Raw genomic sequence first — 25,361 nt, 5'->3', positions numbered from 1 at the left:
GATCGGCACGGTGCTGCCCGCGCTGATCGCGTACCGGGCGGCGCATCCCGGGGACGACATGACCACCGGGCGACGCTCACCGGCCCCTCGGCATTCATCGAGCCCTGGCGGGTGCGGGTGGGACGGGGGCCGGCCTCCGGCCCGCCGTCCCTGCACCCGCCGGCTCCTCGCGGGGTACCGCGCCGGGCGGTGTCACGCCCTGAAGAACTCCGCCAACAGCGGCGCGCCCGTCTGCTGGTTGAACAGGTGCCCTTCGCCTTCGAGGCGCAGGAGACGGGCCCGAGCAATCTCCTCGGAGAGCGTCACGCAAGCCTCCTGGATCCACGGAGCGCTCTCGGAGCCGCTAAGAATCAGCGTCTCGACAGTGATCTTCGGCAGCAGCGCGTGAGGGATGGAACCGTACTGATCGTTGATGATCGCGTCGTAGACACATGAGGGAGCCATGGACTCGAATGCCTGCCAGGCAGGGTGCTGCTTGAACCTCTCCAGCGTCTCGTCTGTCATGAACTTGACGATTTCCTTGCCGAAGAGGATCACCGCCTCTTCCCGGCGATCCTCGGCGACGAGCCGCTTCAGCCGGTCGACCTCGTCGCCCTGGAGCTGGGGCGAGGAGTACGGCGGTTCGTAGAGCCCCAGCTTCGCCATCGGGACGCCGGCCGCCGCGGCATGGATGGCGATCATGCCGCCGCTGCAATTGGCGAAGACATGGCTGGGTTCCCCGATGGCGTCGAGCACCGCGACCAGGTCCTCGACCTCACGGTCGATCGTGTACTGCTCCGGATCCCCGTAACCGCTGTCCCCACGCCCGCGGCGATCGTAGTTGAACACCGTGAACTGCTGCGACAGGCTCTGGGCGAGCGGCGTGAACATGGCCTTGTCGTTGAGCCCACCCCCGATGATGACGACGGGCGGACCGCTTCCTGACTTCTCGTAGGCGATCGTGGTGCCGTCGGCCGACACCACGGTCTCGACCGGAAGATCACGCGGTCCCGCGTAGTCATCGCCCAGGGGCAACCCGTCCCCCACGACCCCCGCTTCGGCCGTTGCTCCTGAATCCACCATCAAAACTCTCCTTGTACGAAGGGTCACGTCGCCCAGTGCGTCCGCTCGGATCGGTGAACGGCACGGTGCGACGGGCGTGATCAAGTCGTCGGCGCGGGCATCACCGGGTGAGGGCCGCGGTCCTGCCCTTCAGGTGCACCGGCAGAGCGGCATGGCCGTTGACCACGAAGCTTCCCTGCCCCTTGAGTTCGTCGCGACGGACCGCCAGTTCCATGTCGGGGAAGCGCTCGAACAACGCGGGGATGCCGATCATCCAGGCGTGCTTCGCGAGCCGCGCGCCGAGGCAGTAGTGGACGCCGTGCCCGAACGAAAGGTGTGTCTTACGGGACCGGAGAGCGTCGAACTCGTCGGCGGTGTCGCCGTGGATGGCAGGGTCCCGGCCGATGCCCGCGAAGTCGACCAGCAGGGGATCGCCCTTCGAGATCTTCACACCGCCGATCTCGAAGTCCTGGGTCGCGTAACGGAAGGGCAGGTGCGCCACGGGCGACTCCACACGCAGCGTCTCCTCCCACACGTTCTCCCAGGAGATCTCGCCGGAGGCCACCTTCTTGCGCAGGTCGGCATCGGTGAGCAGAGCGAGGGAGGCGTGGGCGAGGGCGTTCACCAGGGTTTCGGAGCCGGCGCCGAGCAGCAGGTGCAGCGTGCCGATCAGCTCGGAGTCGCTCAGCCGCGACCCCTCGTCCCTGGCCTCGATCAGTGCGCTCGTGAGGTCGTCACCCGGATGATGACGCTTGTACGCGACGAGATCGGAAATGGCCTCCTGCCACTGCCCGAGGTTGGCTTCCGCCGCCTCGGCGGAGATCCGAGTGTCGATGTTCTTGTGGCCCCCGGCCAGCACCTCGTCGCGCCTCTCCTCCGGTACCCCGAAGAGGTCGCACATCAGCCGCGTGGGCAGTTCGGCGTGGAACATCGCCTTGATGTCCACGATCTCGTCGTCGGCCTTGGCGGCCATGTTGTCGAGAAGCTCGTTCACGGTCTTCTCGATGTGCGGCCTCATGGACTCGACCCGACGCTCGGTGAAAGCCTTCAGGAGCAGCTTGCGCAGACGAGCGTGGTCGGCGCCGTCCTGGGTGGCCATGGTGTCCATGGCCACCCAGGTGATCAGGGGCCAGCCGTTCGATATCTCCCCGTTGATGTACGCAGGCCAGTTCTTGCGGGGATTCTTGGAGAACCGCTCGTCGGCCATGATCTGCTTGGCGACCGCGTAGTCGTGCACCGACCACGCAAGTACGCCGTCCTGAAGTTCGACCCGGGCGATCGGGCCCTGCTCGCGAAGACGAGCGGTCTCCCCATGAGTGTCGGTGCCCTCGGGGTCAAGACGATACGGGCACACAGCCTCGGTCATGGACACAACCTCCAGCAGGGTCTGTTGTAGCGGAACAGGCGTCAGGCGGCTTTCAGCGGATGAAGACGCAGGAGGGCCGCCACATGGCGCGCGACAGGCACCAGTGCACGCCGGCGCGGGCGGCTCGATCGTTGTCCACGCTAGTCTCACGCCCCGTCCACGGCGTCTTCCTGATTGCGGAGAGCAGGAGTTGCCTGCCGGTGCGGGTGACCGCTCGTCAGGAGAGCCGGACACGGGGGCCGGAGGCGAGAGCCGGGCGGCGGGACAGGCCGGGGCGGGCTGAAGTCAGATGTCGAAGGGTGCGCCTCGACGGGTCGTCGTCGGCGTCGTGACATGCCTGGGCCCCGCGCGGTGTACCTCCGCGCGGGGCCCAGGCATGAGGGGGTTCAGGAACTCATGACCCCGACGTTGTTGCCGTCGGGGTCGGTGAAGACAGCGATGCGGCCGGTGGGGGTGTCCTGCGGCGGCATCTTCACGGAGCCACCGAGCTTCTCGGCCTGAGCGAGGGCGGCCTCGACGTCGGCGACCGGGAAATAGGGGACGACCCCGACGTACGGGCTTTCGGAGCCGGCCTGACCGATTCCGCCGGAGGGTGGGCCGTCCCCGGAACTCACCATGGCGTAGGTGTCATCCAGGGCGCTGATCGTCCAGCCGAAAATCTCTTGGTAGAAAGATCGCGTTCGGGGGGAGTCGGGAGTGGAGATGTCGAACCAGCCAGGAACGGCGGGGAAAGTTGCCGTTTCGTTGGTCTTTCCTTTTTCGTCTGCCATGTTTACACCGTACATAAACTGGGGCCTGCCGGTCAACCGGACTTGCCAAAGTGGATGAAAATGCTCGCATTCTCTCCGGGAGTCCGCTCGGCGAAGTATATTTGGATTCGCCGATTCGCCGGTCCGGTTCAGGAAATCGACGCCAAAGGATTACGGGAGGCTCGTGTCAGCGGGTCTGACCGACGATTTCGGAGGTCGGGTCGCGCAGCTCCGGATCCACACGTTCGAAGAGTGCCATGATCAGGACACCGCCGATGATCATCAGCGCCGCTCCCACCCGGAAGGCCAGGGCGTACCCCGACGTCACCGCGACCTCGACGGGGACACCGTCCTGGATCTCGCTGGTGGTGTACCGGATGGCCAGGGGCACCAGAACGGCGAGCCCGAGGGCTCCTCCGATCTGCTGCATGGTGTTCTGGACGCCCGAGGCCAGACTGGAGTTCTGGCTGGTGACCTGGTGCAGGGCAGCGCTCGTCGCGGCCGGCATGGTGGCGCCGGCGCACACGCCGAACACGACCATCCCCGGCAGAATCCCTCCGACGTAATCGGTGTCGACATCGATCATGCTCGTCAGCAGAAGCCCGACCCCGGCACCGATGAAGCCCGCCGCCACGATCGCGCGCACTCCGACACGCGGGGTCAGCGCGGTTCCCACTCCGATACCGATACCGATACCGAATCCGAGAGGGAGGTACGCCAGACCGGTCTCGAGCGGCGAGTACTTCAGAACGTGCTGCTCGAACAGCGTCAGGATGAACGTGTACGAGATGAACGCCGCCATGAAGAACAGGGAGGTCCCGTTGATGACCGACCTGGTCCGGTTGGCAAAGAAATCCAGCGGGATGAGCGGGTTCTTGGCACGGCGCTCGATGATGAGCGTGGCGAGCAGCAGAGCGATACCACCGGCGAGCGGCAGTACCACCGAGGCCGACTCCCAGGGGTGCTCAGCGGCTTGCAGCAGGCCGTAGACGATGGCCACGAGCCCCGCGGTCGAGGTGACCGCGCCGGCGATGTCGAGACCCTGGTCCTTCTCGCGCTCCATCCGGCTCTCGGTGACCATACGCGGAATGGCCACCAGCACGGCCAGGGCCACCGGCAAGTTGATGTAGAAGAGCCAGCGCCAGGACGTCAGGTCCGTCAGCACTCCTGAAACGATGTAACCCAGAGTCCCGCCGAGCGCCACGAGTCCGCCCCAGATCCCCAGGGCCTTGTTCCGTTCCTTGGGGTCGGTGAAGAGTAGTGCGATCAATCCGAGTGACGCGGGAGCGGCGATGGCCTCGGCTGCCCCCTGAGCGAACCGGCCCACGACCATCATCCCCGGAACCACGGCAGCGCCGCACACGGCCGAGGACACAGCGAAGATACCGACACCGGTCAGCAACAGGCGCCGCCGGCCGAAGACGTCGGCCAGGCGACCGCCGAGGATCAGCAGTCCTCCGGCTGCCAGCACGTACCCGTTGACCACCCAGGTCAGGCCTGCCTCCGAGAAGCCCAGACTGTCCTGGACGAGCGGCAGCGCCACATTCACGACGGTCATGTCCAGAAGGATCATGAACTGCAGCCCGGAGAGCAGGGCCAGTACCCACCAACGCCGAGGATCCGCCTTCGGCCGAGAATCGTCCTCGGCGCCGTCCGCGGCCACATCCGAGTTCACCGTGGTCACGCGTTTCTCTCCCTTGGTCATGGATTCCGTGAAGTCGGCCAGGTGTTGAGTGATCGAGGACTGCCGAGAGCGGGCAGGTGTCCACGCGCGCAACCGGTGTTGCCTCCTCGTCCCCACCGGGTCGATCGCCCTGATGTACGCTGTACTCAGAGTGTTCACACCATATACTTCAACGGGCCCAAGGGGGCCGCGGACAGCGGAATACCGGCCGAAGACCCGCGATTTGGCACCGGAGTGCCGAGGTCACGGATCGCCAAGTGCCCGACGCCGGCGGTCCGGTGCCGCCGGCGCCAGTGTCCGATCGCCGCAGAGCGGGATTCCGCACACCACGCAGGTCACACGCCACTGCCGCAGCTGGAGCCTGGTGCCCCCTCCACGCTTCCATACCGAGGCGGATGTTGCCTTCTTCCAGATTGCTCAATGTGCGGGACCGCCCGGCGTTTGATGCAGAACCGGCCGAACGTATACGCTGTCCACATCAACCGTCGCCGGAATCCGGGAAAATGCGGAAGTGGGCCACGGGCACGGATCGGAAGGCACCCGTGCGGGACCTGTCCGCGCGGTGCGCACCACCGCCCGGTCCGGACCGTCACCTCCGGTGCCGACTGTTCTCACTGTCCGCGGCCGGGAGGGTAGGGGCACACCATGGTCCGTGACGCGCATCCCTATCACCGCGGCGGCCTGCGCGCCGCGCTCATCGAAGCCGGTCTGAAGCGTGCGCGGAAGGGCGGCGCGGAGGCGCTCGGGCTCCGGGAGATCACCCGATCGGTAGGAGTCACGCCGAACGCCGCCTACCGGCATTTCACCGACCGGCAGGAGCTCGTGCTCGCCGTCGCCGCCCGGGCCCAGGACAAGCTGGCGCAGGCCATGCTCGACCGTATGCAGGACGTTGCGGACCAGGGGGACCCCGCGGCTCACGCGGTGCAGCAGCTGCGCGGAGTCGGCCTCGGCTACATCCACTTCGCATTGTCCGAGCCGGGCTGGTTCGAGCTCGCGATCCTGCTCCAGGACGAGCCCGGCGGTGATTCGGAGGCACGTGTGCCGCCGCCCTACCAACTCCTGCTCGACGCCCTCGACGGCATGGTCAAGGCTGACGCGTTGTCTCCCGAGCGACGGGTGGACGCCGAGTGGGTCTGCTGGTCGGGGGTCCACGGATTCGCCGATCTGGCGATCCGCGGTCCGCTGCGCCGACAGGACCGCGCGATCGTGGACAGGCTCGCCGTCCACGTCGTGGACACCGTCATCAGCGAACTCGGGGCCTGACGGCCCCCCAGGCCACGGCCGCCGACGCGTCGTTGCTCGCGGCCAGCGCACCGGGACAGCCGGCCGGAGGCCGCGGTACGAGAAGCAGCGCACGCGGGAGTATGTACCGGTCGCCCTTGCGGTCACGACCATGGACCGAGCCCCGGAACGAGCAGCTGCCGACGCGGGTGGAACGCCCGCGCGTGCGAGCGATGCGGTTCCGCAGCGCCTGACCCACGGCAGCGCAAGCCCGGGACGTCGAGTCACACAGGGATGTGTGAGCCGCATACCACCGGACTGTATGGAGTCGTCGTGGGCAGAGATCCCGTCATGGGCCGAGAGGCACCTCGGAAGATCGCAGCGGAGCGGCCGGACCCGCGGCAAGTCGCATCATGACCAGCGTCCTCCCCCGGTTCGAGTCTTCCTCCCGTCCGGGCCTGCCGCCCCTGCGCGGTGTCCTCAGCACACGCGAAAGCGATCTCGTCGCTGCGGCGCGGGACTTCGGCAACCGCGTACATCTCCGGCCCGTCGCCGTGCTGTACCCCGCCGACGCCGAGGATGTCGCGGCGATCGTGCGCTTCGGCCGGGAGAACGGGTTCGCGGTGGTCCCCCGGGGTGCGGCCTGTTCGGTGGACGGTCAGGCGCAGGCATCGGACGGGATCGTGATCGACCTGTCCTCGCTCCGCGGAGTCGGTGAGCCGGGTCCCGGCCTCGTGCGCGTGGACGGCGGTGCACGGTGGAGCGCGGTCCTCGATGCCACCCTGCCTCGCGGCCAGGCTCCTCTCGTGGTGCCCGACTACCTCGGGCTGTCCGTCGGCGGGACACTGTCCGTCGGCGGGATCGGCGGCACGAGCCACCGGCACGGCAGCATCGCCGACAACGTTCTCGAACTCGAGGTAGTCACCGCGAACGGCGACCTTCTCACCTGCTCGCCCGTCCGGCACCCCGGACTCTTCGACGCGGTCAGGGGGAGCCTGGGCCGGTACGGAATCATCACCGGTGCCACCATCGCGCTCACCGGGGCGAGGAGTTCCGCACGGACCTACCGCCTCGTCTACCACGATCCCGCCGCACTCCTCGCGGACCAGCAACGGCTGGTCCACGAGGGACGGTTCGAGCACGTGGAGGGACACGCCCACTGCTCCGGAGAGTCGGACTGGAGGTTCGTCCTGGAGGCGATGCAGTCCTTCGACGTACCGCACGAGCCCGACGACACCGCACTGCTGGCGGGCCTCACACACCATCATGTCGACAGGATCGAGACCACCTCCTACCACGCCTTCCTGAACCGGGTCGCACCGTTCGAGGCCCGGCTGAGAGCGCTCGGCTCGTGGCAGCACCATCCGCATCCGCGTTGCAATGTCCTCCTGCCGGGCCGCAGCGCGGCAACGCTCATCACAGAGACTCTGGCCGGCCTCACCGAGGAGGACATCGGACTGGGAGGGAGCGTGCTCCTCTACCCCATCCCCACCGCCCGGCTCGCCGCCCCGAACGTTCCGAAGGCGCGCGATGCCATGACCGTCGTCTTCGGGCTACAGCGGACCGCACCCCCCGGCCGGCCCGAACTGCTGGACCGCATGGTGCGCGACAACCTGGCCCTGCGGACGAGGGGCAGGGAGGCGGGAGGCGCTGATTACGCGTATGCGGCGACGCACTGCGGAGCCCCCGACGCCCATGAGCCGTTCGGCCGGATGGCACCGTCCCACTCTCCGCGCCTCTAGCCGAACCCGCTTTGTGCACGTTGATGCCCCGTACAGCACGTACGGGGCATCAGGGCGCAAGAGAGCGACGGTCGACTAGGCCGCCCGCAGCGCGCGGGCGAACGCCCGCAGGTCCGAGACGAACAGGCCGGGCTGCTCCATGGCGGCGAAATGACCGCCGCGCTCGAGCTCCGCCCAGTGCACGATGTTGGGGAAGGCGCGCTCGGCGAACCGGCGGACGGGCTGGGCCGAATCGGCCGGGTACACCGCGACGCCCAGCGGCGTCGGCAGCGGTGGCGCGGGAGGGGGCGGGGTGGGAGCCGTCGGCAGCACGTCGGAGATCTCGTAGTAGAAGTGGGCGCTCGAACCGGCGGTCGCGGTGAGCCAGTAGATCATGACGTTGGTCAGCAGCCGGTCACGGTCCACAGCGTCCTCGGGCACCTTGTCCGTGTCCGCCCACTCCATGAACTTCTCGACCACCCAGGCGAGCTGCCCCACTGGCGAGTCGGTCAGGGCGTAGGAGAGAGTCTGCGGTCGCGTCGACTGGATCTTCATGTACCCGGAGCCCTCTGCGCCGAACTCGGTCAGCAGGTTCAGGCGCGCGAGGTCTGATTCGTCGAGTCCGGCGAGGTCGGCCGGATCGCCCGACGGCGGGGTGATCAGGAAGTTCACATGGGTGCCCACGACATGCTCGTGATCGAGCCCCGAGAGTGTCAGGCTGGTCCAGGCTCCGAGGTCCCCGCCCTGCGTGGCGTACTGATCGTATCCGAGGCGCCGCATCAGTTCCGCCCATGCGGCGGCGACCCGGGGTAGGTTCCAGCCGGGTTCGGGAGTGGGGCCCGAGAAGCCGAATCCGGGCAGCGAAGGAATCACCAGATGGAATGCGTCGGCCGGATTCCCGCCGTGCGCACGGGGATCGGTGAGCGGGCCGATGATGTCGAGGAACTCGGCCACCGAACCCGGCCAGCCGTGGCTGATGATCAACGGAAGGGCATCGGGCTCGGGGGAGCGGATGTGCATGAAATGCACGTTCGTGCCGTCGATCTCGGTGGTGAACTGAGGGACCGAGTTCAGACGCGCCTCGGCCTCCCGCCAGTCGTAGCTGGTACGCCAGTACTCGACGAGCTCCTTGAGGTAGTCCAGCGGAACACCGCGGCTCCAGCCCGTGCCGGGAATGTCGCTCGGCCAACGGGTGGCATCCAGGCGCCGACGCAGGTCGTCCAAATCTGCCTGCGGAATTTCTATGCGGAACGGATCCACCAATAGCTCCTTTGCATTCGCTCGCGCCTTCAAGAGTGAAGAATCCACGGACCGGACAGGAAGAGCCCAAGCTGCGGAGCTGCTTCACGGCCACGTTATGGAGCCGCTCGTCACGGCGGCAAGAGCAACTCGTGCAGTGAGCACCTTGGAAGAATCACGGCAACCTCCGTGCCGCTACTTTGCATTACAGAGAGATCGTTCCGCATGATTCGGAGGCGTCATCATGAGTGGTTATGTCGGTGATCACGCGGTGGTCCTGGGAGGCAGCATCGCGGGGTCACTCGCAGCGCGGATGCTCGCTGACGCCTATCGCAAGGTGACCGTGGTCGACCGGGACGAGCTCACCGACGGGAGCGATCCGCGCCGCGCCGTACCCCAGGGACACCACATCCACGCGCTGCTGGCCCGCGGACAGCAGATACTCGACGAGATGTTCCCCGGCTTCACGGATGAGCTGGTCTCGCTCGGCGTGCCCATCGGTGACTTCGGTACCAGCCTGACGTGGTACTTCGAGGGCAAGGCGATCAAGAAGGCGGAGACCGGGCTGACGTGTGTGGCGGCCGGCCGGCCGCTCCTGGAGAGCCGTATCCGGCGCCGGATCAAGGGCCTGTCCAACGTCACCGTGCGGGAGTTGACCGACGTCGTGGGGCTCGTGACCTCTCCGGACCGGCGCAGCGTGACCGGGGTCCGCGTGCAGTCGCGTGCGCAGGGCTCCGCCGAGGAGGTACTTGCCGCAGACCTCGTCGTCGACGCGACCGGGCGCGGCACGCGCACGCCGCGGTGGCTGGTGGAACTCGGCTATCCGGAAGTGGCCGAGGAACGCGTCAAGATGGATCTGACCTATACGACCTGCCACTTCCGCGGTCCCCTGCCGTTCGACCCCATCGGTGACGACATCGCCCTCCTCCCGGTCGCCACTCCGGAGATCCGGCGGGGGGCGATCTTCGCCCGGATGCCCGACCGCTACTCGCTGTCGCTCACCGGGCTTCTCGGCGACCGCCCGCCCACCGATCACGAGGGCTTCCTCGCCTACGCCGAGTCCCTGCCGGTCCCGGAGGTGTACAAGGCCCTGCGCGATGCCGAGCCGTTGGGGCCTCCGGTGTCGTTCCACTTCCCCGCGAGCGTCCGGCGCCGCTACGAGCGGCAGTCGCGCCACCCCGAGGGACTGCTGGTGATGGGTGACGCCGCTTGTGTCTTCAATCCGGTCTACGGCCAGGGGATGTCCGTCGCCGCGATCGAGGCCCTGGTGCTGCGCCGGCATCTGAGCCAGGGTCCGCCCAAGCCTCGTGCCTTCTTCCGCGACCTGGCCCGGGCCATCGACGCTCCCTGGGACATTTCCGCGGGAGCGGACCTCGGCTTCCCGGAAGTCGAGGGGCGCCGGACGTTCAAGACGCGGCTGGGCAACGCCTACATCACACGCCTGCAGGCTGCCGCCGCCGAGGACGGTGAGCTCTCGGCTGCCTTTCTGCGTACCGCCGGACTCGTCGACCCGCCCCAGGCCCTCATGCGACCGTGGGTGATCTCCCGTGTGCTGCGCGGTTCCGCACGGTAGCGCTGCCGGGGAACGCCGCCCCCGAGGCCGATGACGGCACGCCCGAAGGGGAGCCGGAACCGCCCGGTCGGTTCCGGCTCCGCCGCGACGGGAGAGCCGTTCCCCCTACCGTGCGTTCACTGTCCCGCGCCGGCGAACTGACCCGGCTTGCGGCCCTCGCCCGCAGGGCCGCGGTAGGCCTGCGCGATGTCCAGCCATGCCTCCGCGTCCTGGCCTGTCGCGGTCAGGGCCAGGTCGTCGCGGTGGCGGCGGCGGGTCACCAGGAGGCAGAAGTCGCCGGCCGGTCCCCTGACGGTCTGGGCGGCGTCGTCCGGACCGATCGTCCAGACCTCACCCGAGGGCGCGGTGAGCTCGAAGCGGAAGGCCTCGGCCGGCGGGGTGAGGCCGCGCGCTTCGTACCCGAAGTCACGGGTGAGGAACGCGAACTGGGCCAGGTGACGGATCCGGTCGGTGGGCTCCCTGCGCACCGCCAGGGCGTCGGCGATGTCCTGCCCGTGGGCGAAGACCTCCATGATCCCGGCGCAGGCGAGTACCGCGGGAGGCAGCGGGCGGACGAGCCACGGCACGACCTGGTCCTCCGGAACCGAGGACAGGGCTTCGACCGAGGCCTCGCCCTCGGCGCGGAAGCGGGCGAGCAGCTCCCCCGGGGGGAAGGCGTTGAACTGCGCGAGGGCGGCGTTGACCGCACCGTTGAAGTCGCGCGCCGCCGCGGCCGTCATGGCCTTGAACCGCTCCGGCGCGGCCGCGGCGTTCCTGGCCAGTGTGAAGATGAAGGTGAGGTGCGCGATCTGGTCCGCGATGGTCCAGCCGGGGGCCGGAGTGGGAGTGGACCAGGCTTCGTCATCCAGAGGTTCCACAAGGCGGACGACATCGTCGATGTCGGCGGCGAGGTCCTTGAGTACGTCGTTCGCGGGGATCATCTGTGCCTCCTAGACAGGTATGGGGCTCGGGGCGCCGGAGCGCTTTCTCCGGACGGCTCACCTGGGCGTGCCGGGCAGTCCCGGTCGCAGGCGGTCAGTTGCCCACCAGGTCGGGCAGCAGGGGCAGGACGTCCCTGCGTCCGCTGCGGGAGCCGCTGGGGGCCGGCGCGCCGTAGGTGACGCCGACGCCCCGGTCCCGGGCGGCCCGCACGATGCCCGGCACCGCGCGCTCGGCGAGTGCGGAGATGGTCATGGCCGGGTTGACCGTCAGGGCGCCGGGGACGGCGGAGCCGTCGGTGACGAAGATGCCGGGGTGGCCGCGCAGTTCGTTGCGGTCATCGAGCGCCGAGGTGTGCGGATCGTCCCCCATCCGGCAGGAGGCCAGGGGGTGCACGGTGTAGGCACCGACCAGGTCGTTGGTCCAGGGCATCACCCGTGCCAGGCCGTCCTTCTCGAGGATTTCCTTTACCTCGGCGTCCGACTTCGCCCAGGCGTCGAGGGTGGTTCGCGTGGGCGCGTATCTGAGGTTCCCGCGGCCCAGCATCTGCTGGGAGATGCGGTGAGCGTTGCCGGTTGCGGGGGGCGGACCGAAGACGCCCTCGTTGTCGTCCTCGATCATGGAGAAGATCGTCAGCCAGGAGGTCCAGCGCTTGAGGATCTCCTTCTTCTCCGCACCGAACCAGGCGGGGCCGGCGGCATCCGGTACTTGGGCGAGGATCGTTCCCAGGCCGGGCGGGAAGTAGAGCTGCTCCAGTGAGTAGCGGGAGTACTCCGGCAGCGAGCCGTCCAGGCGGTCCCAGCTGGCGACGGTCGGCCCCCTGCCGATGTGGTTGGCGCGGTACGCCGACCCGGCTCCGCGGTCCAGTCCGAGCAGCTCGGCCGCCTTGTCCTCGTCGATGATGGCGGTGTTGAGCCGCTCGCCGTTACCGGAGAAGTAGCGTCCGACCGCGTGCGGCATCCGGCCCAGTTGCCCTTCACTGCGCTGCAGGATGACAGGCGTCGCACCCGCGCCGGCCGCCAGCACGACGATCTTCGCCTCAATCACCCCGCTGCCGGCGGTGATGCGGTAGTCCTGGCCGTCCACGACGTTGTAGTGCACCCTGTACCCGCCGTCCGAGGTGCGCTCGAGGTACTGGACCTCGTGCAGGGGGCGGATCTCGGCGCCGTGGGCGAGGGCCGCGGGAAGGTAGTTGACGAGCAGGGACTGCTTCGCCTCGAACCGGCACCCGGCCATCATCCAGTTGCAGTTGACGCACTTGGCCTTGTCGATGGCAACCGAGAGCGGGTTGGCGGTGCGGCCCGCCTGGGAGCAGGCCGCCGCCCACAGTCCGCCGGCGTAGCTCACGTCCTCCCAGCCCTGACGGGCGACGGACAGCGACTCCTCGACGCGGTCGTACCAGGGGTCCAGGCTCTCGCGGCTGATCGACTTCGGCCACATGCGGCGGCCGATGGAGCCCTGGCGGTCGAAGACGAATCGCGGTGCGCGTGGCATGGCAGCGAAATACACCACGCTGCCGCCCCCGACGCAGTTCCCGCCCAGGACGCTCATCCCGTCGCCGACCATGAAGTCGAAGATCCGCGTGTAGGAGGAGCCAAGCTTGTAGTCGTGCTCGAACTCGTCGTGCTCCAGCCAGGGACCGCGCTCCAGGACAGTCACCTTGGCGCCGCCTGCCGCGAGGTGGTAGGCAGTGATCGCGCCGCCGAACCCGCTGCCGACGACCAGGACTTCCGTACGCTCGACACTGCTGCTCATGCAGGGCTCCCAGTGGACGTGGTGTCGGGGTGGAGGCGTGCCAGTGCGCGGCCGTAGCCGAAGTTTTCGAAGCGCCACAGCCCGTCAGCGCCGGGCGCGGTGATGCCCATGGCCCGCAGGCCGGGGTGGCCGTCGGCGATCGCCTCAGCGGTGTGCAGGTGCGCGGCCGAGTCGAAGGCCATGTTGCAGAAGAGGGAGAGCAGGACCCAGAACTCCTTCTCCGGATGTCCTGGAGCGGTCAGCCTCCGGACCAGTGCCACGCGGTCTTCGTAACCGAGGGCGACGAACGGCGGAACCGTCCCGTCCAGTGCGAGCCCCGTCTCCTCCGCGTAGGCCTGGGCGTGCTCGTTGGCGAGGTCCGCCAGGTTCTCGAGATCGTCGTGGATGCCCGTCGCATCCCAGCGCAGCAGCTCGATCGCGCCGGCGGCCACGGCGCCGCCGTCCTCCACGGCTCCGGCGACGGCCCTGTCCTCCGGCCAGCGCTTCTGTCCCGGGACGATCGTGTCCGCGTAGGCCTCAAGCGTGAGCACGGCATCGTCGGCAATCTCGACCCTGCGCTCGGATTCCTCTTCCGTTTCCTGCACCTGAACCTCCCGTTCCAGTGATATCGGCGTTGTCCCGGTGCTGTGGAAAAGAAAGCTAGACCCGGTAAGTGTTTTCAAACAACTGACTCGTCCGGGTTCGAGTGAACAGCGGGTTGTTCCATGAAACCAATGAAAGTCGGCGCTTCTTCGCCTGGGATCTCGCGATGAAACCCTGGGAACGGTAACTTCGCCGACGACGTGTCCCTTTCCCTGCCATCGATCCGGACACGGGAAGGAAGAGCGTCTCGCAGCACGTCCTGGACTCAAAAGGGGAGGGGAGTTGGAAAGCGTCGGCACAACCCCAGAACCGCTTACGGACTTCACGGACTGGGTGCAGATCGAGGTATTGCTGCCCGCGGATTCTCCTCGCCTGGAGGGCATCAACGAGAAGTACGTCAGGCAACTTGCCGAAGTCTTACCGGAACTGCCTCCGATAGTTGTACATCGCGCAACGATGCGCGTGATCGACGGGATGCACCGGCTCGCCGCGGCCAGGCTGAAGGGACTGACCACCGTACGGGCGCGCTACTTCACGGGAACAGAAGAGGAATCGTTTCTTCATTCCGTTTCGGCCAACGTCGTCCACGGCCTGCTCCTGTCGACCGACGACCGCAAGGCAGCGGCCCGGCGCATCCTGGACGCGCGACCCGAGCTCTCCGACCGGGCCGTAGCGGTCTTGAGTGGTCTGTCACCCAAGACCGTGGCCGCCATCCGGTCGCGTTCAACCAAGGATTCCGCGCGGTCGAACATGCGGATGGGCAGTAACGGCCGGGCCCATCCGCTCAACCGCACGGCAGAACGCCTGCGCGCGGCTGAGCTGATGACCGCCCGTCCCGATCTGCCGCTGCGGGCCATCGTCCAGGAAACGGGGCTCTCACTCGGCACCGCGCACGACGTCCGCCAGCGCCTGTTGCGCGGCGAGGCCCCGGTACCCGACAGCCGCAGGCAGCCGGCCCGGGGCCGGCCCCTGGAAGCCACCGTGCCGCTGACCCGCCCAGCCTGTGCGGCAGGTGACCCCGACACTCTCGGCAGGCCTCCCTCGGCGTTCCCCGAATCCACACCGCTGGGAAGGTCGCGGACGTCCGTGGAGCTGCTGCGCAAACTCTCCTCCGACCCGTCGCTGCGGCACTCGGAATCCGGTCGCTATTTCCTTCGCTGGCTCCACGACCATTTCCTGAGCGACGACGCGTGGCGCCAGCAAGTGGACGCCGTTCCCCCACACAGCGCGGCTACGGTCGCGGAACTCGCCCTCCAGTGTTCGAACGCCTGGAAAAGGTTTGCTGAGGACCTCACCAGCCGTCGGCTGACCGGCGCGGAGCGCCCTTCCCGCATGCAGGCAGGCGCACAGCATCGGAATTGACAGCACGTCTGCGGATTGACATCAACGACAGGGAGACATGGTGACTTCCACCACCATCGAGCATGCTGTCCATCGGGTGATCAGCAACATGCGTGCCAATCTCGGACAGGACCTGACGATCGACGACATGGCCCGCACGGCCATGTTCAGCAAATTCCACTTCACGCGAATATTCAGGGACGTCACCGGTACCTCACCGGGAAGATTCCTCTCGGCGCTCCGCATCCAGGAGGCGAAGCGCCTCCTGATAGACACCGAATTCAGCGTCGCCGACATCAGCAGTCTGGTCGGCTACAGCAGTGTCGGAACCTTCAGCTCGCGCTTCAAGTCCTGTGTGGGCGTCTCCCCCAGCGTCTACCGGGAGTTGGAGGGTTTCACGACCGGCATCGGCCCGGAGTCGTCGTCCGAGCCGTCCGTCCCCTCGTCCGGCCCGTCCGGCACAACGCTGCGCGGCCATGTCACCCTCCCCGAGGGACGGCCCGCCGGCTACTGCTACGTGGGCATATTTCCCACCCAGGTCCCCCAGGGGCGGCCCGTGCGGTGCACGGTGCTGGAGGGTCCTGGAGCTTTCGAACTGCGTGACGTCCCGGCCGGCTCCTGGTACGTCCTGGCGCACTCGGTGGCCTATGGCCAGGAGCATCTCGTCTCCGGCGTCAGCCGCGACGGAGAGGTCGTCTCCGTCGGACGGTACGGGCCGGTCACGGTGCAGGCCGACGCGCTGCCCCTGCCGGTGGGCATCGCCCTTCGGCCGCTGGGAGCCTTCGACCCCCCAGTGCTGATGGCCCTGCTGGATCTGCGCAGGACCGCCGCTCTGCAGACCGCCGTCGGCTGACCTGCCGTACGTCGGGGGAACCCGGGCCGGCCGCGGCCGGCCCGGGCGTCCCTGTCCCCTTCTCACCTGGCCCGGCGGACGGTCATGGGCAGCCCTCCGCGCATCCTCAGGGACATCATCGGTTCGGCGACCCCCTCATGGCCTGGCAGGACCTGCAGGTCCAGGTCCCGGGTCAGCAGGGCCGTCACGAAGACCGCCTCCATCATTCCCAGGTTGCTGCCGACGCAGAACCGTGGCCCCGCCCCGAAGGGGATGTAGGCGTAGCGGGGGCGGTCGGCGACGCGCGCCGGGTCGAACCGCCCCGGCTCGAAGCTCTCCGGCCGTTCCCAGAGCTCGGGATGGCGGTGCAGTGTGTACGGGCAGACCAGCACGTCAGCGCCGGCCGCCACGGTGAACGGCCCGACCTGGTCGGCCTGTCTGGCAACGCGCGGCAGGATCCACACGGGCGGATAGAGGCGCATGGCCTCCTGGACGACCTGCGTCGTGTACATCAGCTTGTGCAGGTCCTCCGCCTCCGGCGCCCTGCCGCCCGACAGCACGCCGCGGGCCTCCTCGCGCACCAGATCCCGGACGTGCGGGTGGCGGGCGAGCAGCAGCAGAGTCCAGCCCAGGGTGCTGGCCGTGGTCTCGTGTCCCGCGAGCAGCAGGGTGACCAGCTCGTCCTGCAGCCGTTTCCGCGCGGCCGCCGGGTCGGGTTCCTCGCGGGCCGCGAGGATCATGCGGGAGAACGCGTCGTCGGCGTCCCCTCCGTCCGCCATGCGCGCACTGCGGTCGGCGACCAGTTCGTCGACGCTCCGGATCAGTTCACGGCGGGCCCTGCGGAACCGCCGCTGGGTGGCCAGCGGCACCCAGGTCGGCACCATGTTCTGCGTGACCATGTCGAACATCGCCTGGTCCTGTACCGCCTCGAAGGCGTGCGCGATGCTCCCGTGCCCGCCGAGGCCGGTGTCCAGCACGGTCCGCCCCAGCACTCCCAGGGTGAATCCGGTGACCTCCTGCAGCACGTCGACGGGACCCTGTTCAGCCCGGTGGCCCAGCGCGCCCAGCAGGCCCACCGCCTCCTCCGCCACGGCCGCGGCCTGGGCGGCGATCCGCCCCGGCCTGAACGCCGGCTGAACGGTGCGCCGCTGGTCGCGCCAGAGCTGGTCCTCGCTGGTCAGCAATCCGTCACCGAGCATCTTGCGGGACTCCACCAGCCCGATGCCCTTGCGGTAGTTGGCGGCGTTGTCGGCCAGCACGTGCTTGGCGTAGTCGGGCCGGTTGAAGATGTACATCTTCCTCGGGCCCATGGCGACACGGACGGCATCGGCCAGGGCAGCCGCGTCGCGCATCATCCCTAGGCGGTCCACGGCCAGCTTGCGCAGCAGGCCGGGCAGCGCACGAAGCGGCGGGGACGGCGGATCGGCGCTCATGCCGCACCGTCCGACCGTGCGGTGGTGAACCGCCGGAAGCGGCCGCGATGGAACACCAGCGGCTCGCGGTCCGGCGTATCGTGCAGGGCGAGCACCTCGCCCACGCAGATGATGTGGTCGCCTCCGTCGTACGCCCGCCACTTCGCGCACTCGAAGTGTGCGGCAGCTCCGGTGATCAGCGGTGCGTCAGCCGACCTGCCCGGCCTGCAGCGCACGGTCTCGAACTGGGCCGTCCCCGTCGGCCGGGAGCGGTCGGCGAAGTACCGGGCCACCTGCTCCTGCCCGGCGTCCAGCACCGACACGGAGAAGGTCTCGGCGTCGGCGAGGACGCGGTGCATGATCGTGTCCCGGCCGAGACACACCAGGATCAGGGGCGGGTCGAGGGAGACAGAGGTGAAGGAGTTGGCGGTCATGCCGTGGGGGAACGAGCCGCCGACCGTCACCACGGTCACGCCTGTGGCGAACGCTCCCAGGGCCCGCCGCAGCCTCGTGGGGTCGGCCGTTCCCACGTCGGAAGGCGGTACGGCGGCCAGCGCGCTCATGCCGTCCGCCCCAGCATCGGCCGGGCCTGCGCCGCATACGGCTCCAGGGCCCGGGCGAGCGCCTCGGGGATCAGCGAAGGCACCGTGTTGGTGTTCTGTCCGCGCATGCAGGCGATCCGCTGCCTGCCACGGGCGACCAGCGTCTCGGCTCCGTCCCCGGCCAGTTTGACGTAGTCGAAGGTGAACTCCAGCTGCGTCTGTCCCAGCTCCGCCAACCGCATCCGGATGGACAGTTCGTCGAAGGCAGTGATCTCCGCGAAGAACTCGCAGTCCACCTTGAGCGTGAACAGCTTGAGGTCGTCCTGGACGTCGGCGAGGACCTCGGGGGCCTCCTGTTTGAGGAACAGCTCCCGGCAACGCCCCTGCCACCGCAAGTAGTTGACGTAGTAGACGTTGCCGACGAGGTTGGTCTCCTCGAAGCCGACCGTGTGCCGGTACTCGAAGTAGCTTTCCTTCATGGTCCTAGGACCGCCCTTCCGTGGGTTCCGGAGCGTGCGTGAGGAAGGCGAAGACGGCGGGTTCCAGCGCGTCACGCAGGGCGGTGACGAAGGTCCCGATCCTCAGTCCGCCGGCGGAGAAGACCACCCAGGCGTCCTTGCGCCGGGGCAGCACGGTCAGCGGCGCGCCCGCCATGACGCCCGCCTTCCGCAGGCACTCCACCGCGCTCCACACTCGGGTGGCGGCGGTGTCGGGCGCTTCCCCGGTTTCCGCGGCGACCAGTTCGGCCACCGCGGCGTGCTCGCCGAGCAGGCTCTTCCACTCGTCCGGGGCACGCATGCTGACCGCCTCGATGTCGCAGGCCACCTCGGTGCCGGATACCGCACTGAGGGTGAGCTCCAGACCGTGCGCGGCCGAGACGTGCCAGTCCCCGGCGAGCTCCGGGCGCCCGTCGGGCCGGTGGTGCACGACCGCGGGGGCGTCCAGGGTGCGTGAGGCCGCGGTCACGGTGAACGCACGGCGTTCGGCGACGGACCCCGCCGGTGATTCGCCGTGGGGTTCGACGGTGACCGCGATGCGGGTGCCGAGCACCTCTTCGAGCGTCCGTTCCAGGTACGGGCCGAGCAGTGGGGCGACCCACGGCCCGGAGCCGTCGGTCTTGCGCACCGCGTGGAGGGTCAGGCCCTCCCAGCGTTCGACGACGGTGCCGTCCGCGTCGCGGACCGCGATGTCGTACACGTACGTGTCGCCGTCGCGGCTCCGCTCGACCGCGCAGTAGCGCAGCTCTTCGGGCACGTGGGAACCGGCGCCCAGTGGGTGGATGCGCTCGACCTTCGAGGGCAGCAGTGTGGCGTCGGGGACGCACACCTGGTTGCCGTGCATCAGCGCGTCGCGCATGCCGGGGTCGGCCAGCAGCAGTTCGCCGGGCAGGAAGCCGGCGAACCAGCCCTGGGGCTCGCGCACGGCCACGTCTGCGTCCACGTGGCGCGCCGCGGCCCGGTGGAAGCGGAGCAGCCGCTGGAAACGCGCGCCCTGAAAGAGGATGTCGCCGTACAGGTCCTTCGCCGGGTCCAGGGGCACCTCCGGCGTGTCGACGGCGGTCTGCAGGGGCGGCCCGTCCGCCGTGGTGGCGCCCGAGTAGACCAGCCGGGCGCGGAAGTGCTCCGCGGCGAAGCCGGTGTCCTCGGCCTGGACGGCGACGGCGACGCTGTCCGTGCCGGTGACGGTCGCCGCGATGCGGATCGTGGTGCTGCCGTCGGGCGGGACCACGATGGGCCGCAGGAAGCATGCGTCTTCGATCACCGGTGTGCCGGTCCACCCGGTGGCGGCGGCCGCGACCTGGACCATCGCTTCCATACCCATGACGGCGGGCATCAGCAGGTTGCCGTCCAGCAGGTGGTCGGCGAGGTAGGGGTCGGTGCCCGCGTTCAGCTGGACCTCCGTGACCAGCTCCACGCCGTGGTAGCGCACCAGCGGATTGCCGGTGAACCGCAACAGCGGCAGGGGCGGCAGGTCGCGTCGCACCGTGTCGATGCCCTCCGCGCGGCCACTGACGACCGTCACCACCGGTGCCTGCGGGTCCCGGATCAGCCGCATCAGGATCTCGACGCCCTGATCCGGGGAGACCGGCGTGATGCCCTCACGGGACAGCGACTCGACGACCGCGAGCTTCTCGCCCATGCCGACCCCGGACCACACAGACCACTCCACGCAGCGGGCGCGCAGCCGCGGATGGGTCCGGGCGGCCTCCTCGGTCAGGTCGGCCAGCCACTCGTTGGCGGTGGCGTAGTGGGCCTCACCGCGCAGCCCGGCGCGGCCGATGATGCTGCCGAAGGTGACCAGCAACTTCAGGTCGCCGGCACCGACCACATCGAGCACGGTCCGCAGACCGTCGACCTTGGGCGCGAAGGTACGGTGGAAGTCCTCCGGCTCCAGCTCGCGCAGCGGCCCGGGCTCGTTGCGTCCCGCGCCGTGCAGCAGACCGGTGACCGGCCCCAGTTCCTTCTGCAGTTCGGCGATGGCCTCCCGTACCTGCGCCGGTTCCGTGACGTCGGCACGCGCGTAGTGCACGGTGAGGCCGCTGTCGGCCATCCGCTTGAGGTTGTCGGCCAGTTCCCGGTCCACCGCGGGATCGGAGCGACCCATCACCGCAAGCCGTGCCCCGCTGTCCAGGGCGATCGCCAGAGCGCACTCGGCGGAGATGCCTTTGCCGCCTCCGGTCACCAGCAGGACGTCAGAGGCGTCCAGTGGAGAGTCCGTGCGTCCGGCTTCGACGGGCAGGGCCCGAAGCGTCGGTACCCGGCGCACTCCGTCGGGGCCGTAGTGGGCTTCGGTGAAACCGGTGGTTGCGGCCACCTCGGCCACCACCCGCCTGACCAGACCCTCGTCCGCTGCACTGTGGACGATCGTCGTGCGCAGACGGGAAGCCTCCTGGTGGAGCGTCTTGGCCAGCCCAGCCGCTCCCCGGCCGTCTTGCACCAGGACGAAACGCCGGTCGTCATGGCCCGCCAGGGCGCTCTTGGCACCGGCGAGGGCGAGTTCGATCTGCTCCGGGGGGCAAGCCGGAGGCAGATACACCAGCACGCCGGGGCCGACCCCGGCCGTCTGCAGAGCCTCGCGCAGTTCCCCGGCCACCGGGTGGCCGGCCGGGGCGAAGAGCTGCCAAGCGCCCTCGTTCCCGCCCTCGACGGCCCGGGGCAGCGGTACCTCGTCGAGGTCCACGGCGAAGGGCCGGGCCCAGGGCGCGGCGCCCGTGACCGGGTCGGCGTCCTCTGCGTCGCTCCCGCCGCCCGTGCCGACCAGTGTCTCCAGCGCCTCAGCCAGTTCGCCCAGTGTGGCGGTGGCGAAGTTGGTCGGGATCTGGGATGCGGCGATGCCCAATCGGGACGCGGCCTGGTTCACGATCTGACCGACCGTTATCGAGCTCATGTGCAGGTCGTCCAGGAGCCGGTGGTCGGCGTCCACGAGGTCGCTGGGCAGTTCGGCCCGCGCGGCGACGAGGTCGCGCAGCACGTCCAGGGCGGTGGTCTCCGCGCTGCCGTCCGCTTCTGCGGCTTCGGCACCGTTCGCGGGCTCCAGTACCGGGGTGGCAGGGCCCGCGGGGGCGTCCGCGGCAGCCGAGGACACCAGGTCCGCCGCCGGGCGGGCGTCCTTCGGGGCCTGCTCGCAGGGGTTGGCGAGGAAGCTGAAGCGCTGTCCGACGTCCAGAGGCCGGAGCAGACGGTCCCCGAAGAGCCGCTCGTGGGAGACGTGCGCGCCGATGACCCACGCGGCGCCGCCGACGCCCAGCAGCCCCCGCAGCGACTCGGCGTCGGTGTCGAGCGCCACGGACGGGACTTCGGTCGACTGTGCGGCGAGCGTGCTCAGCACCCGCCCAGGGCCCACCTCGACGAACAGGTCGACGTCCCGGGCGGCCTCCGTGACCGCCTGGGTGAACCGCACGGGCTCCGTGATCTGCCGTCGCAGCAGCTCTGCCAGGTCCGTTTCGCGGGCCAGTTCTCCGCCGGTGACGGTGGAGATGACACGGGCGCCGACCTCGCCGATTCGGGCGTCGGCGAGCCAGCCGCCGAAGGCGGCGCCAGCCGGCGCCACCAAGGGAGAGTGGAAGGCGTGGGAGACGGCCAGCCTGGTGCAGCCGACCCCCGCCCCGGCGACACGGCCGCTCACCTCCTCGATCGCGTCGACCGCTCCCGCCACGACGGTCTGCGCCGGCCCGTTGAATCCGGCGATGACGACGGGCAGCCCGTCGATGAGCCGCTCGGCCTCTTCCGGGCCCGCGGCCAGCGACACCATGGTGCCCGAGGCACTGTGGTCGGCCATGGCACGACCCCGGGCCCGGGCTGCCCGCAGGAGTGTCTCCTCGTCGAGGGCTCCGGCCCAGTGCAGGGCGGACAGTTCGCCCAGGCTGTGGCCCAGGGCGACAGTCGCCTCCACCCGGAGGGCGTCCAGGACACGCAGACCGGCCGCCGAGCCGGTGGTGATGCGCGGCTGGGCCACGTCGGTGGCCACCATGTCACCCGTGGTCGGAAGACCGGCCTTGTCGTAGACCTCCGCCGCCTCGGGAAAACGGCGGCGGAGCGCACCGCCGTCGGTGCCCGTTCCGGAGCCCTGCCCCGGGAAGAGGAAACCGATCCGGCCGCGGCGGGTAGCGTGACCCAGGAAGCTGCGGCCGTCGGAGGCGAAGTGCGCCTTCTCGCCCGCGTCGAGGGCGTCGACCAGCTGCCGCATCCGTCGCTCGGCGTCCTCCGGGGACGTGGCCACGACCGCGGCCCGGTGCGGCAGGCCCCGCAGTTCTCGCTCGAGCGTGGCGGCGAGGTCGGCGACCTGGGCGTAGGAGAGCTGCCCCGCGAAGTCGGCGACCTGAACGAGCCGGGCGCGCAGGGCCTCGCGCGAGTCGCCTTCCAGCAGCAGCAGTTCGCAGTCCTGGGCGGAATGCGCGAGCGCCATCGAGCGGCGGCTGGGCAGCGTGCGCCGACGGGCGGCGGGCTCGTCCAGGACGAGGTGGGTGTTGATTCCCCCGAAGCCCATGGCGGTGATACCGACGCGGCGCGGCACATCCTGCGGCCAGGCCTCGGCCGTACGCAGAACCCGCAGGTTGGCTTGCTCGCCGACGAGGAGCTCGTGCGGGTTGACGCAGCCGACGGCCGGGGGGAGGACCTGGCTGTCGACGGCCTTGGCCGACTTGATCAGACCGGCGATGCCGGCCGCCGCCTTGGTGTGACCGATCATGCCCTTGATGGAGCTGATGGCGGCGGCGGGTGCGGTCGGGTTCGCCGCTGCCCTGGCGCCCATCAGGGCTGTCAGTTCGGTGCGGTCGCCGACGGCGGTGCCCGTGCCGTGCCCTTCGAAGAGGGGGATGGTGTCGATGCCGAACCCGGCGCGTTCGTAAGCGCGTCGCAGCGCGAGCCGGTACCCGCTGACCTCGGGACGGGTGATGCCGCCCTGACCGTCGGAGGAGATGCCCCAGCCGGCGATCGTCGCGTAGATGCGGTGGTTGCCCGCCAGGGCGTCTTCCTCCCGCATCAGCACGATCATTCCGCAGCCCTCGCCGGGCCAGAAGCCGTTGGAGCCGCGGTCGTAGAGGCGCATCTCGCCCTTGGCGAGTGCTCCTGTCTTCGCGAAGCCGATGATCTCGAACGGGTCGATCGACAGGTCGACCCCGCCGGCGACGGCGACGTCGACGTCACCGGACAGGAGCGAAGTGCCGGCGGTGGTGACCGACAGGAGGGAGGAGGAGCATGCTCCGTCAACGGTGTACCCGCCGCCGTTGAGGTCGAAGTGGTTGCAGATGCGGCCCGCGATGGTGTTGGCGAGACCGCCCGCGAGTGTGTCCTCGTCGATAGCCGGGAACGGCTCCTTGTATGCGGTCTCGACCTCGGCGAGGAAACCCTCGACACGCAAGTCGTCCCAGCCGTCCTGGCCGGCCAGGGCCGCGGCCATCACCCGCCGTACGTAGGGCCAGCGCAGCCGCATGACGTTCGCGCGGGAGAACTCGCCGGTGAGGGTGTTGCCCACCACCACTCCGGTGCGCTCGCGCGGCAGGCCCTCGCCGCCGGGGAAACCGGCGTCGGCCAGGGCCCGTCCGGCGGTGTCGAGGGCGAGCCAGTGCGTCAGGTCTGTGGAGCGGAAGGTGCTGCCCGCGATCCGGTGGGCTATCCGGTCGAACTCGTATCCCTCGATGACGGCGGCGTTGCGCGCGTAGAAGGTGTCGGGCGTCGCCGGGTCGGCGTGCCAGTAGTCATCCAGGTTCATCCGGACGTCGGGCAGCCGGCGGAAGGCTCGCCGCCCGGCGACGGCGTTGTCCCACAGTTCGTCGGGTGACGTGGCGTCCGGATAGCGGCATGCCATGCCGACGATGGCGATTCTGGTCATGCTGCCACCGGGACCTTCCGGGTCTGGCCCTGGGACTCGGGCGGGCAGGCACAGGCACCGTCCGGGCAGTCGCACGCCGGCGCCGCGTCCCTGTCCATGGCCTGTTCGACCGCGGCCAGCTCCAGGGCTTCCTCGGCACGCCTCCTGGCCACGATGTCCGCGGTCCACAGGAATGCGCCCCTGATGGCGCAGACGACTGCGGTGGCGAAGAAGAGGCCGTACGCCACGCTCATGGCGGTCAGCACGCCGTACATGGCCGCGACACCGCCGCCGAAGGCGATCTGGCCCCACTTGGAGGACGGGGTCGTGCCCGGGTCCGTGATCATGTAGTTGGTGAAGAGCACGAACGCCACGCCGGTCATCATCGCCAGGGCCGCGGGGATGGAGGTGCCGAACAGTAGGCCGCGGACGATCGCCTGGACGACGAAGCCGCCGACCCAGGCGAGGATGAGCCACATGCGCTCGGTGAGCTTGGCGTTGAGCATCGTGCCGAGGGTGATGATGATCGCCGGCACGAGCCAGTCGAAGCCGCCGTCGAGGTACTCGGTGAAGTGGTACGGCGGGGCGATCGAGGCCCAGGGGAAGAGCAGCAGGATGACGGCGATGCCGAAGTTCGACGGGTTCATGTAGTGCCGCATACGGCCCTTGACCGGGGTGCGCAGTACCCACTTGGTGCCGACGGCGACGATGACGCCGAACACCATGACCCACATCTTGTCGTTGACGTACGACAGCATGTTCACGGCGAGTGCGGTGATGTGGGCCGGGAAGAGGAACTCCACCATGCCCTTCAAGCCGCCACCGGCGAAGCGCGGGGCGCGGGCCTCGGCGCGGGCCCCGATGAACTCCAGGGCGATCTCGACGGTGTAGCCGGTCGCCAGGGCGACGAACGGCCAGATCCAGGGCTGTTCGAAGCCGAGCAGGGTGTAGCCGAAGATGTTCAGCACGGAGATGGAGATCGCGAACCGGCGCAGCGCGGTCGTGACCTTCGGGTTGTGCCGTGCGGCCGGGGTGGGCGCGGCCGTGGTGGGTGCGGCGGTGGTGGGTGCGGACAT

Annotated in this window: 18 protein-coding genes; 5 read left to right on the top strand and 13 right to left on the bottom strand. The window is 69.3% G+C overall.

Translation table 11 applies throughout. The features are described 5' to 3' along the window. Nucleotides 1–192 precede the first annotated feature (192 nt). The 4 genes from ABTX62_RS23470 to ABTX62_RS23455 all read right to left on the bottom strand — a co-directional run bounded on the left by ABTX62_RS23470 (nt 193) and on the right by ABTX62_RS23455 (nt 4,840). Nucleotides 193–1,062: an alpha/beta fold hydrolase gene (locus tag ABTX62_RS23470; RefSeq protein WP_352118020.1), complete on the bottom strand. Its 870-nt coding sequence runs from the start codon at nt 1,060–1,062 to the stop codon at nt 193–195. 100 nt (nt 1,063–1,162) lie between these two features. Then, complete coding sequence (locus tag ABTX62_RS23465; RefSeq protein WP_352118019.1) at nt 1,163–2,407, bottom strand: cytochrome P450 family protein; 1,245 nt, start codon at nt 2,405–2,407, stop codon at nt 1,163–1,165. 386 nt (nt 2,408–2,793) lie between these two features. Continuing rightward, nucleotides 2,794–3,177 carry a VOC family protein gene (locus ABTX62_RS23460; RefSeq protein ID WP_352118018.1) on the bottom strand — a complete coding sequence of 128 codons (384 nt, stop codon included), beginning with the start codon at nt 3,175–3,177 and terminating at the stop codon, nt 2,794–2,796. Between the two features lie 166 nt (nt 3,178–3,343). Further along, nucleotides 3,344–4,840 carry an MFS transporter gene (locus ABTX62_RS23455; RefSeq protein WP_352118017.1) on the bottom strand — a complete coding sequence of 499 codons (1,497 nt, stop codon included), beginning with the start codon at nt 4,838–4,840 and terminating at the stop codon, nt 3,344–3,346. A gap of 645 nt (nt 4,841–5,485) precedes the next feature. Between ABTX62_RS23455 and ABTX62_RS23450 the strand changes: the two genes are divergently transcribed. Continuing rightward, nucleotides 5,486–6,103 (top strand): TetR/AcrR family transcriptional regulator, encoded by a 618-nt coding sequence (locus ABTX62_RS23450; protein WP_352118016.1) that lies wholly within the window; start codon nt 5,486–5,488, stop codon nt 6,101–6,103. Nucleotides 6,104–6,474: 371 nt separating this feature from the next. Continuing rightward, complete coding sequence (locus ABTX62_RS23445) at nt 6,475–7,803, top strand: FAD-binding protein (protein WP_352118015.1); 1,329 nt, start codon at nt 6,475–6,477, stop codon at nt 7,801–7,803. A gap of 75 nt (nt 7,804–7,878) precedes the next feature. On the opposite strand, the gene ABTX62_RS23440 is transcribed toward ABTX62_RS23445, so the two are convergent. Further along, nucleotides 7,879–9,042, bottom strand: coding sequence for an epoxide hydrolase family protein (locus tag ABTX62_RS23440; RefSeq protein ID WP_352118014.1), 1,164 nt, complete (start codon nt 9,040–9,042; stop codon nt 7,879–7,881). A gap of 223 nt (nt 9,043–9,265) precedes the next feature. Between ABTX62_RS23440 and ABTX62_RS23435 the strand changes: the two genes are divergently transcribed. Next, on the top strand, nt 9,266–10,594 hold the full coding sequence (locus tag ABTX62_RS23435; protein ID WP_352118013.1) for an FAD-dependent oxidoreductase: 1,329 nt from the start codon (nt 9,266–9,268) through the stop codon (nt 10,592–10,594). 116 nt (nt 10,595–10,710) lie between these two features. Here ABTX62_RS23435 and ABTX62_RS23430 read toward each other — a convergent pair whose 3' ends face one another. The 3 genes from ABTX62_RS23430 to ABTX62_RS23420 form a co-directional block, all read right to left on the bottom strand. Then, nucleotides 10,711–11,514, bottom strand: coding sequence for a TIGR03084 family metal-binding protein (locus ABTX62_RS23430; protein WP_352118012.1), 804 nt, complete (start codon nt 11,512–11,514; stop codon nt 10,711–10,713). A 94-nt stretch (nt 11,515–11,608) separates the two neighbouring features. Further along, nucleotides 11,609–13,267, bottom strand: coding sequence for an FAD-dependent oxidoreductase (locus ABTX62_RS23425; RefSeq protein WP_352118011.1), 1,659 nt, complete (start codon nt 13,265–13,267; stop codon nt 11,609–11,611). Continuing rightward, nucleotides 13,264–13,851, bottom strand: coding sequence for a DUF5987 family protein (locus ABTX62_RS23420; protein WP_352118010.1), 588 nt, complete (start codon nt 13,849–13,851; stop codon nt 13,264–13,266). The genes ABTX62_RS23425 and ABTX62_RS23420 overlap by 4 nt, the downstream gene beginning before the upstream one ends. 280 nt (nt 13,852–14,131) lie before the next feature. On the opposite strand from ABTX62_RS23420, the gene ABTX62_RS23415 reads away from it, so the two are divergent. Both ABTX62_RS23415 and ABTX62_RS23410 read left to right on the top strand, forming a co-directional pair. Next, entirely contained in the window at nt 14,132–15,211 is a 1,080-nt protein-coding gene (locus ABTX62_RS23415; RefSeq protein WP_352118009.1) for a ParB/RepB/Spo0J family partition protein, read from the top strand. A gap of 40 nt (nt 15,212–15,251) precedes the next feature. After that, the gene (locus tag ABTX62_RS23410) at nt 15,252–16,043 is read left to right on the top strand and encodes a helix-turn-helix domain-containing protein (RefSeq protein WP_352118027.1); all 792 of its coding nucleotides are present in this window, start codon (nt 15,252–15,254) and stop codon (nt 16,041–16,043) included. A 62-nt stretch (nt 16,044–16,105) separates the two neighbouring features. On the opposite strand, the gene ABTX62_RS23405 is transcribed toward ABTX62_RS23410, so the two are convergent. The 5 genes from ABTX62_RS23405 to ABTX62_RS23385 are packed head-to-tail and all read right to left on the bottom strand — an operon-like array spanning nt 16,106 to nt 25,361. Then, entirely contained in the window at nt 16,106–17,455 is a 1,350-nt protein-coding gene (locus ABTX62_RS23405) for a cytochrome P450 (protein WP_352118008.1), read from the bottom strand. Continuing rightward, nucleotides 17,452–17,997, bottom strand: a complete 546-nt coding sequence (locus ABTX62_RS23400; protein ID WP_352118007.1) for a flavin reductase family protein — start codon at nt 17,995–17,997, stop codon at nt 17,452–17,454. The genes ABTX62_RS23405 and ABTX62_RS23400 overlap by 4 nt, the downstream gene beginning before the upstream one ends. Further along, the gene (locus ABTX62_RS23395) at nt 17,994–18,455 is read right to left on the bottom strand and encodes an acyl-CoA thioesterase (protein ID WP_352118006.1); all 462 of its coding nucleotides are present in this window, start codon (nt 18,453–18,455) and stop codon (nt 17,994–17,996) included. The genes ABTX62_RS23400 and ABTX62_RS23395 overlap by 4 nt, the downstream gene beginning before the upstream one ends. Before the next feature lie 4 nt (nt 18,456–18,459). Next, the gene (locus ABTX62_RS23390) at nt 18,460–24,306 is read right to left on the bottom strand and encodes a type I polyketide synthase (protein ID WP_352118005.1); all 5,847 of its coding nucleotides are present in this window, start codon (nt 24,304–24,306) and stop codon (nt 18,460–18,462) included. Continuing rightward, the gene (locus tag ABTX62_RS23385) at nt 24,303–25,361 is read right to left on the bottom strand and encodes an enediyne biosynthesis protein (protein WP_352118004.1); all 1,059 of its coding nucleotides are present in this window, start codon (nt 25,359–25,361) and stop codon (nt 24,303–24,305) included. Before ABTX62_RS23385 ends, ABTX62_RS23390 begins: the two co-directional genes overlap by 4 nt.

Source organism: Streptomyces sp. NPDC096046, assembly GCF_040303285.1.
Classification (GTDB): domain Bacteria; phylum Actinomycetota; class Actinomycetes; order Streptomycetales; family Streptomycetaceae; genus Streptomyces.
Note: the sequence above shows the minus strand (reverse complement) of the source record. Positions and strands in the feature narration are given on the sequence as shown.

Coding starts and splice junctions, on each gene's coding strand:
- ABTX62_RS23470 (WP_352118020.1), bottom strand. CDS start 1,062: ATGGTGGATTCAGGAGCAACGGCCGAAGCGGGGGTCGTGGGGGACGGG.
- ABTX62_RS23465 (WP_352118019.1), bottom strand. CDS start 2,407: ATGACCGAGGCTGTGTGCCCGTATCGTCTTGACCCCGAGGGCACCGAC.
- ABTX62_RS23460 (WP_352118018.1), bottom strand. CDS start 3,177: ATGGCAGACGAAAAAGGAAAGACCAACGAAACGGCAACTTTCCCCGCC.
- ABTX62_RS23450 (WP_352118016.1), top strand. CDS start 5,486: ATGGTCCGTGACGCGCATCCCTATCACCGCGGCGGCCTGCGCGCCGCG.
- ABTX62_RS23445 (WP_352118015.1), top strand. CDS start 6,475: ATGACCAGCGTCCTCCCCCGGTTCGAGTCTTCCTCCCGTCCGGGCCTG.
- ABTX62_RS23435 (WP_352118013.1), top strand. CDS start 9,266: ATGAGTGGTTATGTCGGTGATCACGCGGTGGTCCTGGGAGGCAGCATC.
- ABTX62_RS23430 (WP_352118012.1), bottom strand. CDS start 11,514: ATGATCCCCGCGAACGACGTACTCAAGGACCTCGCCGCCGACATCGAC.
- ABTX62_RS23425 (WP_352118011.1), bottom strand. CDS start 13,267: ATGAGCAGCAGTGTCGAGCGTACGGAAGTCCTGGTCGTCGGCAGCGGG.
- ABTX62_RS23405 (WP_352118008.1), bottom strand. CDS start 17,455: ATGAGCGCCGATCCGCCGTCCCCGCCGCTTCGTGCGCTGCCCGGCCTG.
- ABTX62_RS23400 (WP_352118007.1), bottom strand. CDS start 17,997: ATGAGCGCGCTGGCCGCCGTACCGCCTTCCGACGTGGGAACGGCCGAC.
- ABTX62_RS23395 (WP_352118006.1), bottom strand. CDS start 18,455: ATGAAGGAAAGCTACTTCGAGTACCGGCACACGGTCGGCTTCGAGGAG.
- ABTX62_RS23390 (WP_352118005.1), bottom strand. CDS start 24,306: ATGACCAGAATCGCCATCGTCGGCATGGCATGCCGCTATCCGGACGCC.
- ABTX62_RS23385 (WP_352118004.1), bottom strand. CDS start 25,361: ATGTCCGCACCCACCACCGCCGCACCCACCACGGCCGCGCCCACCCCG.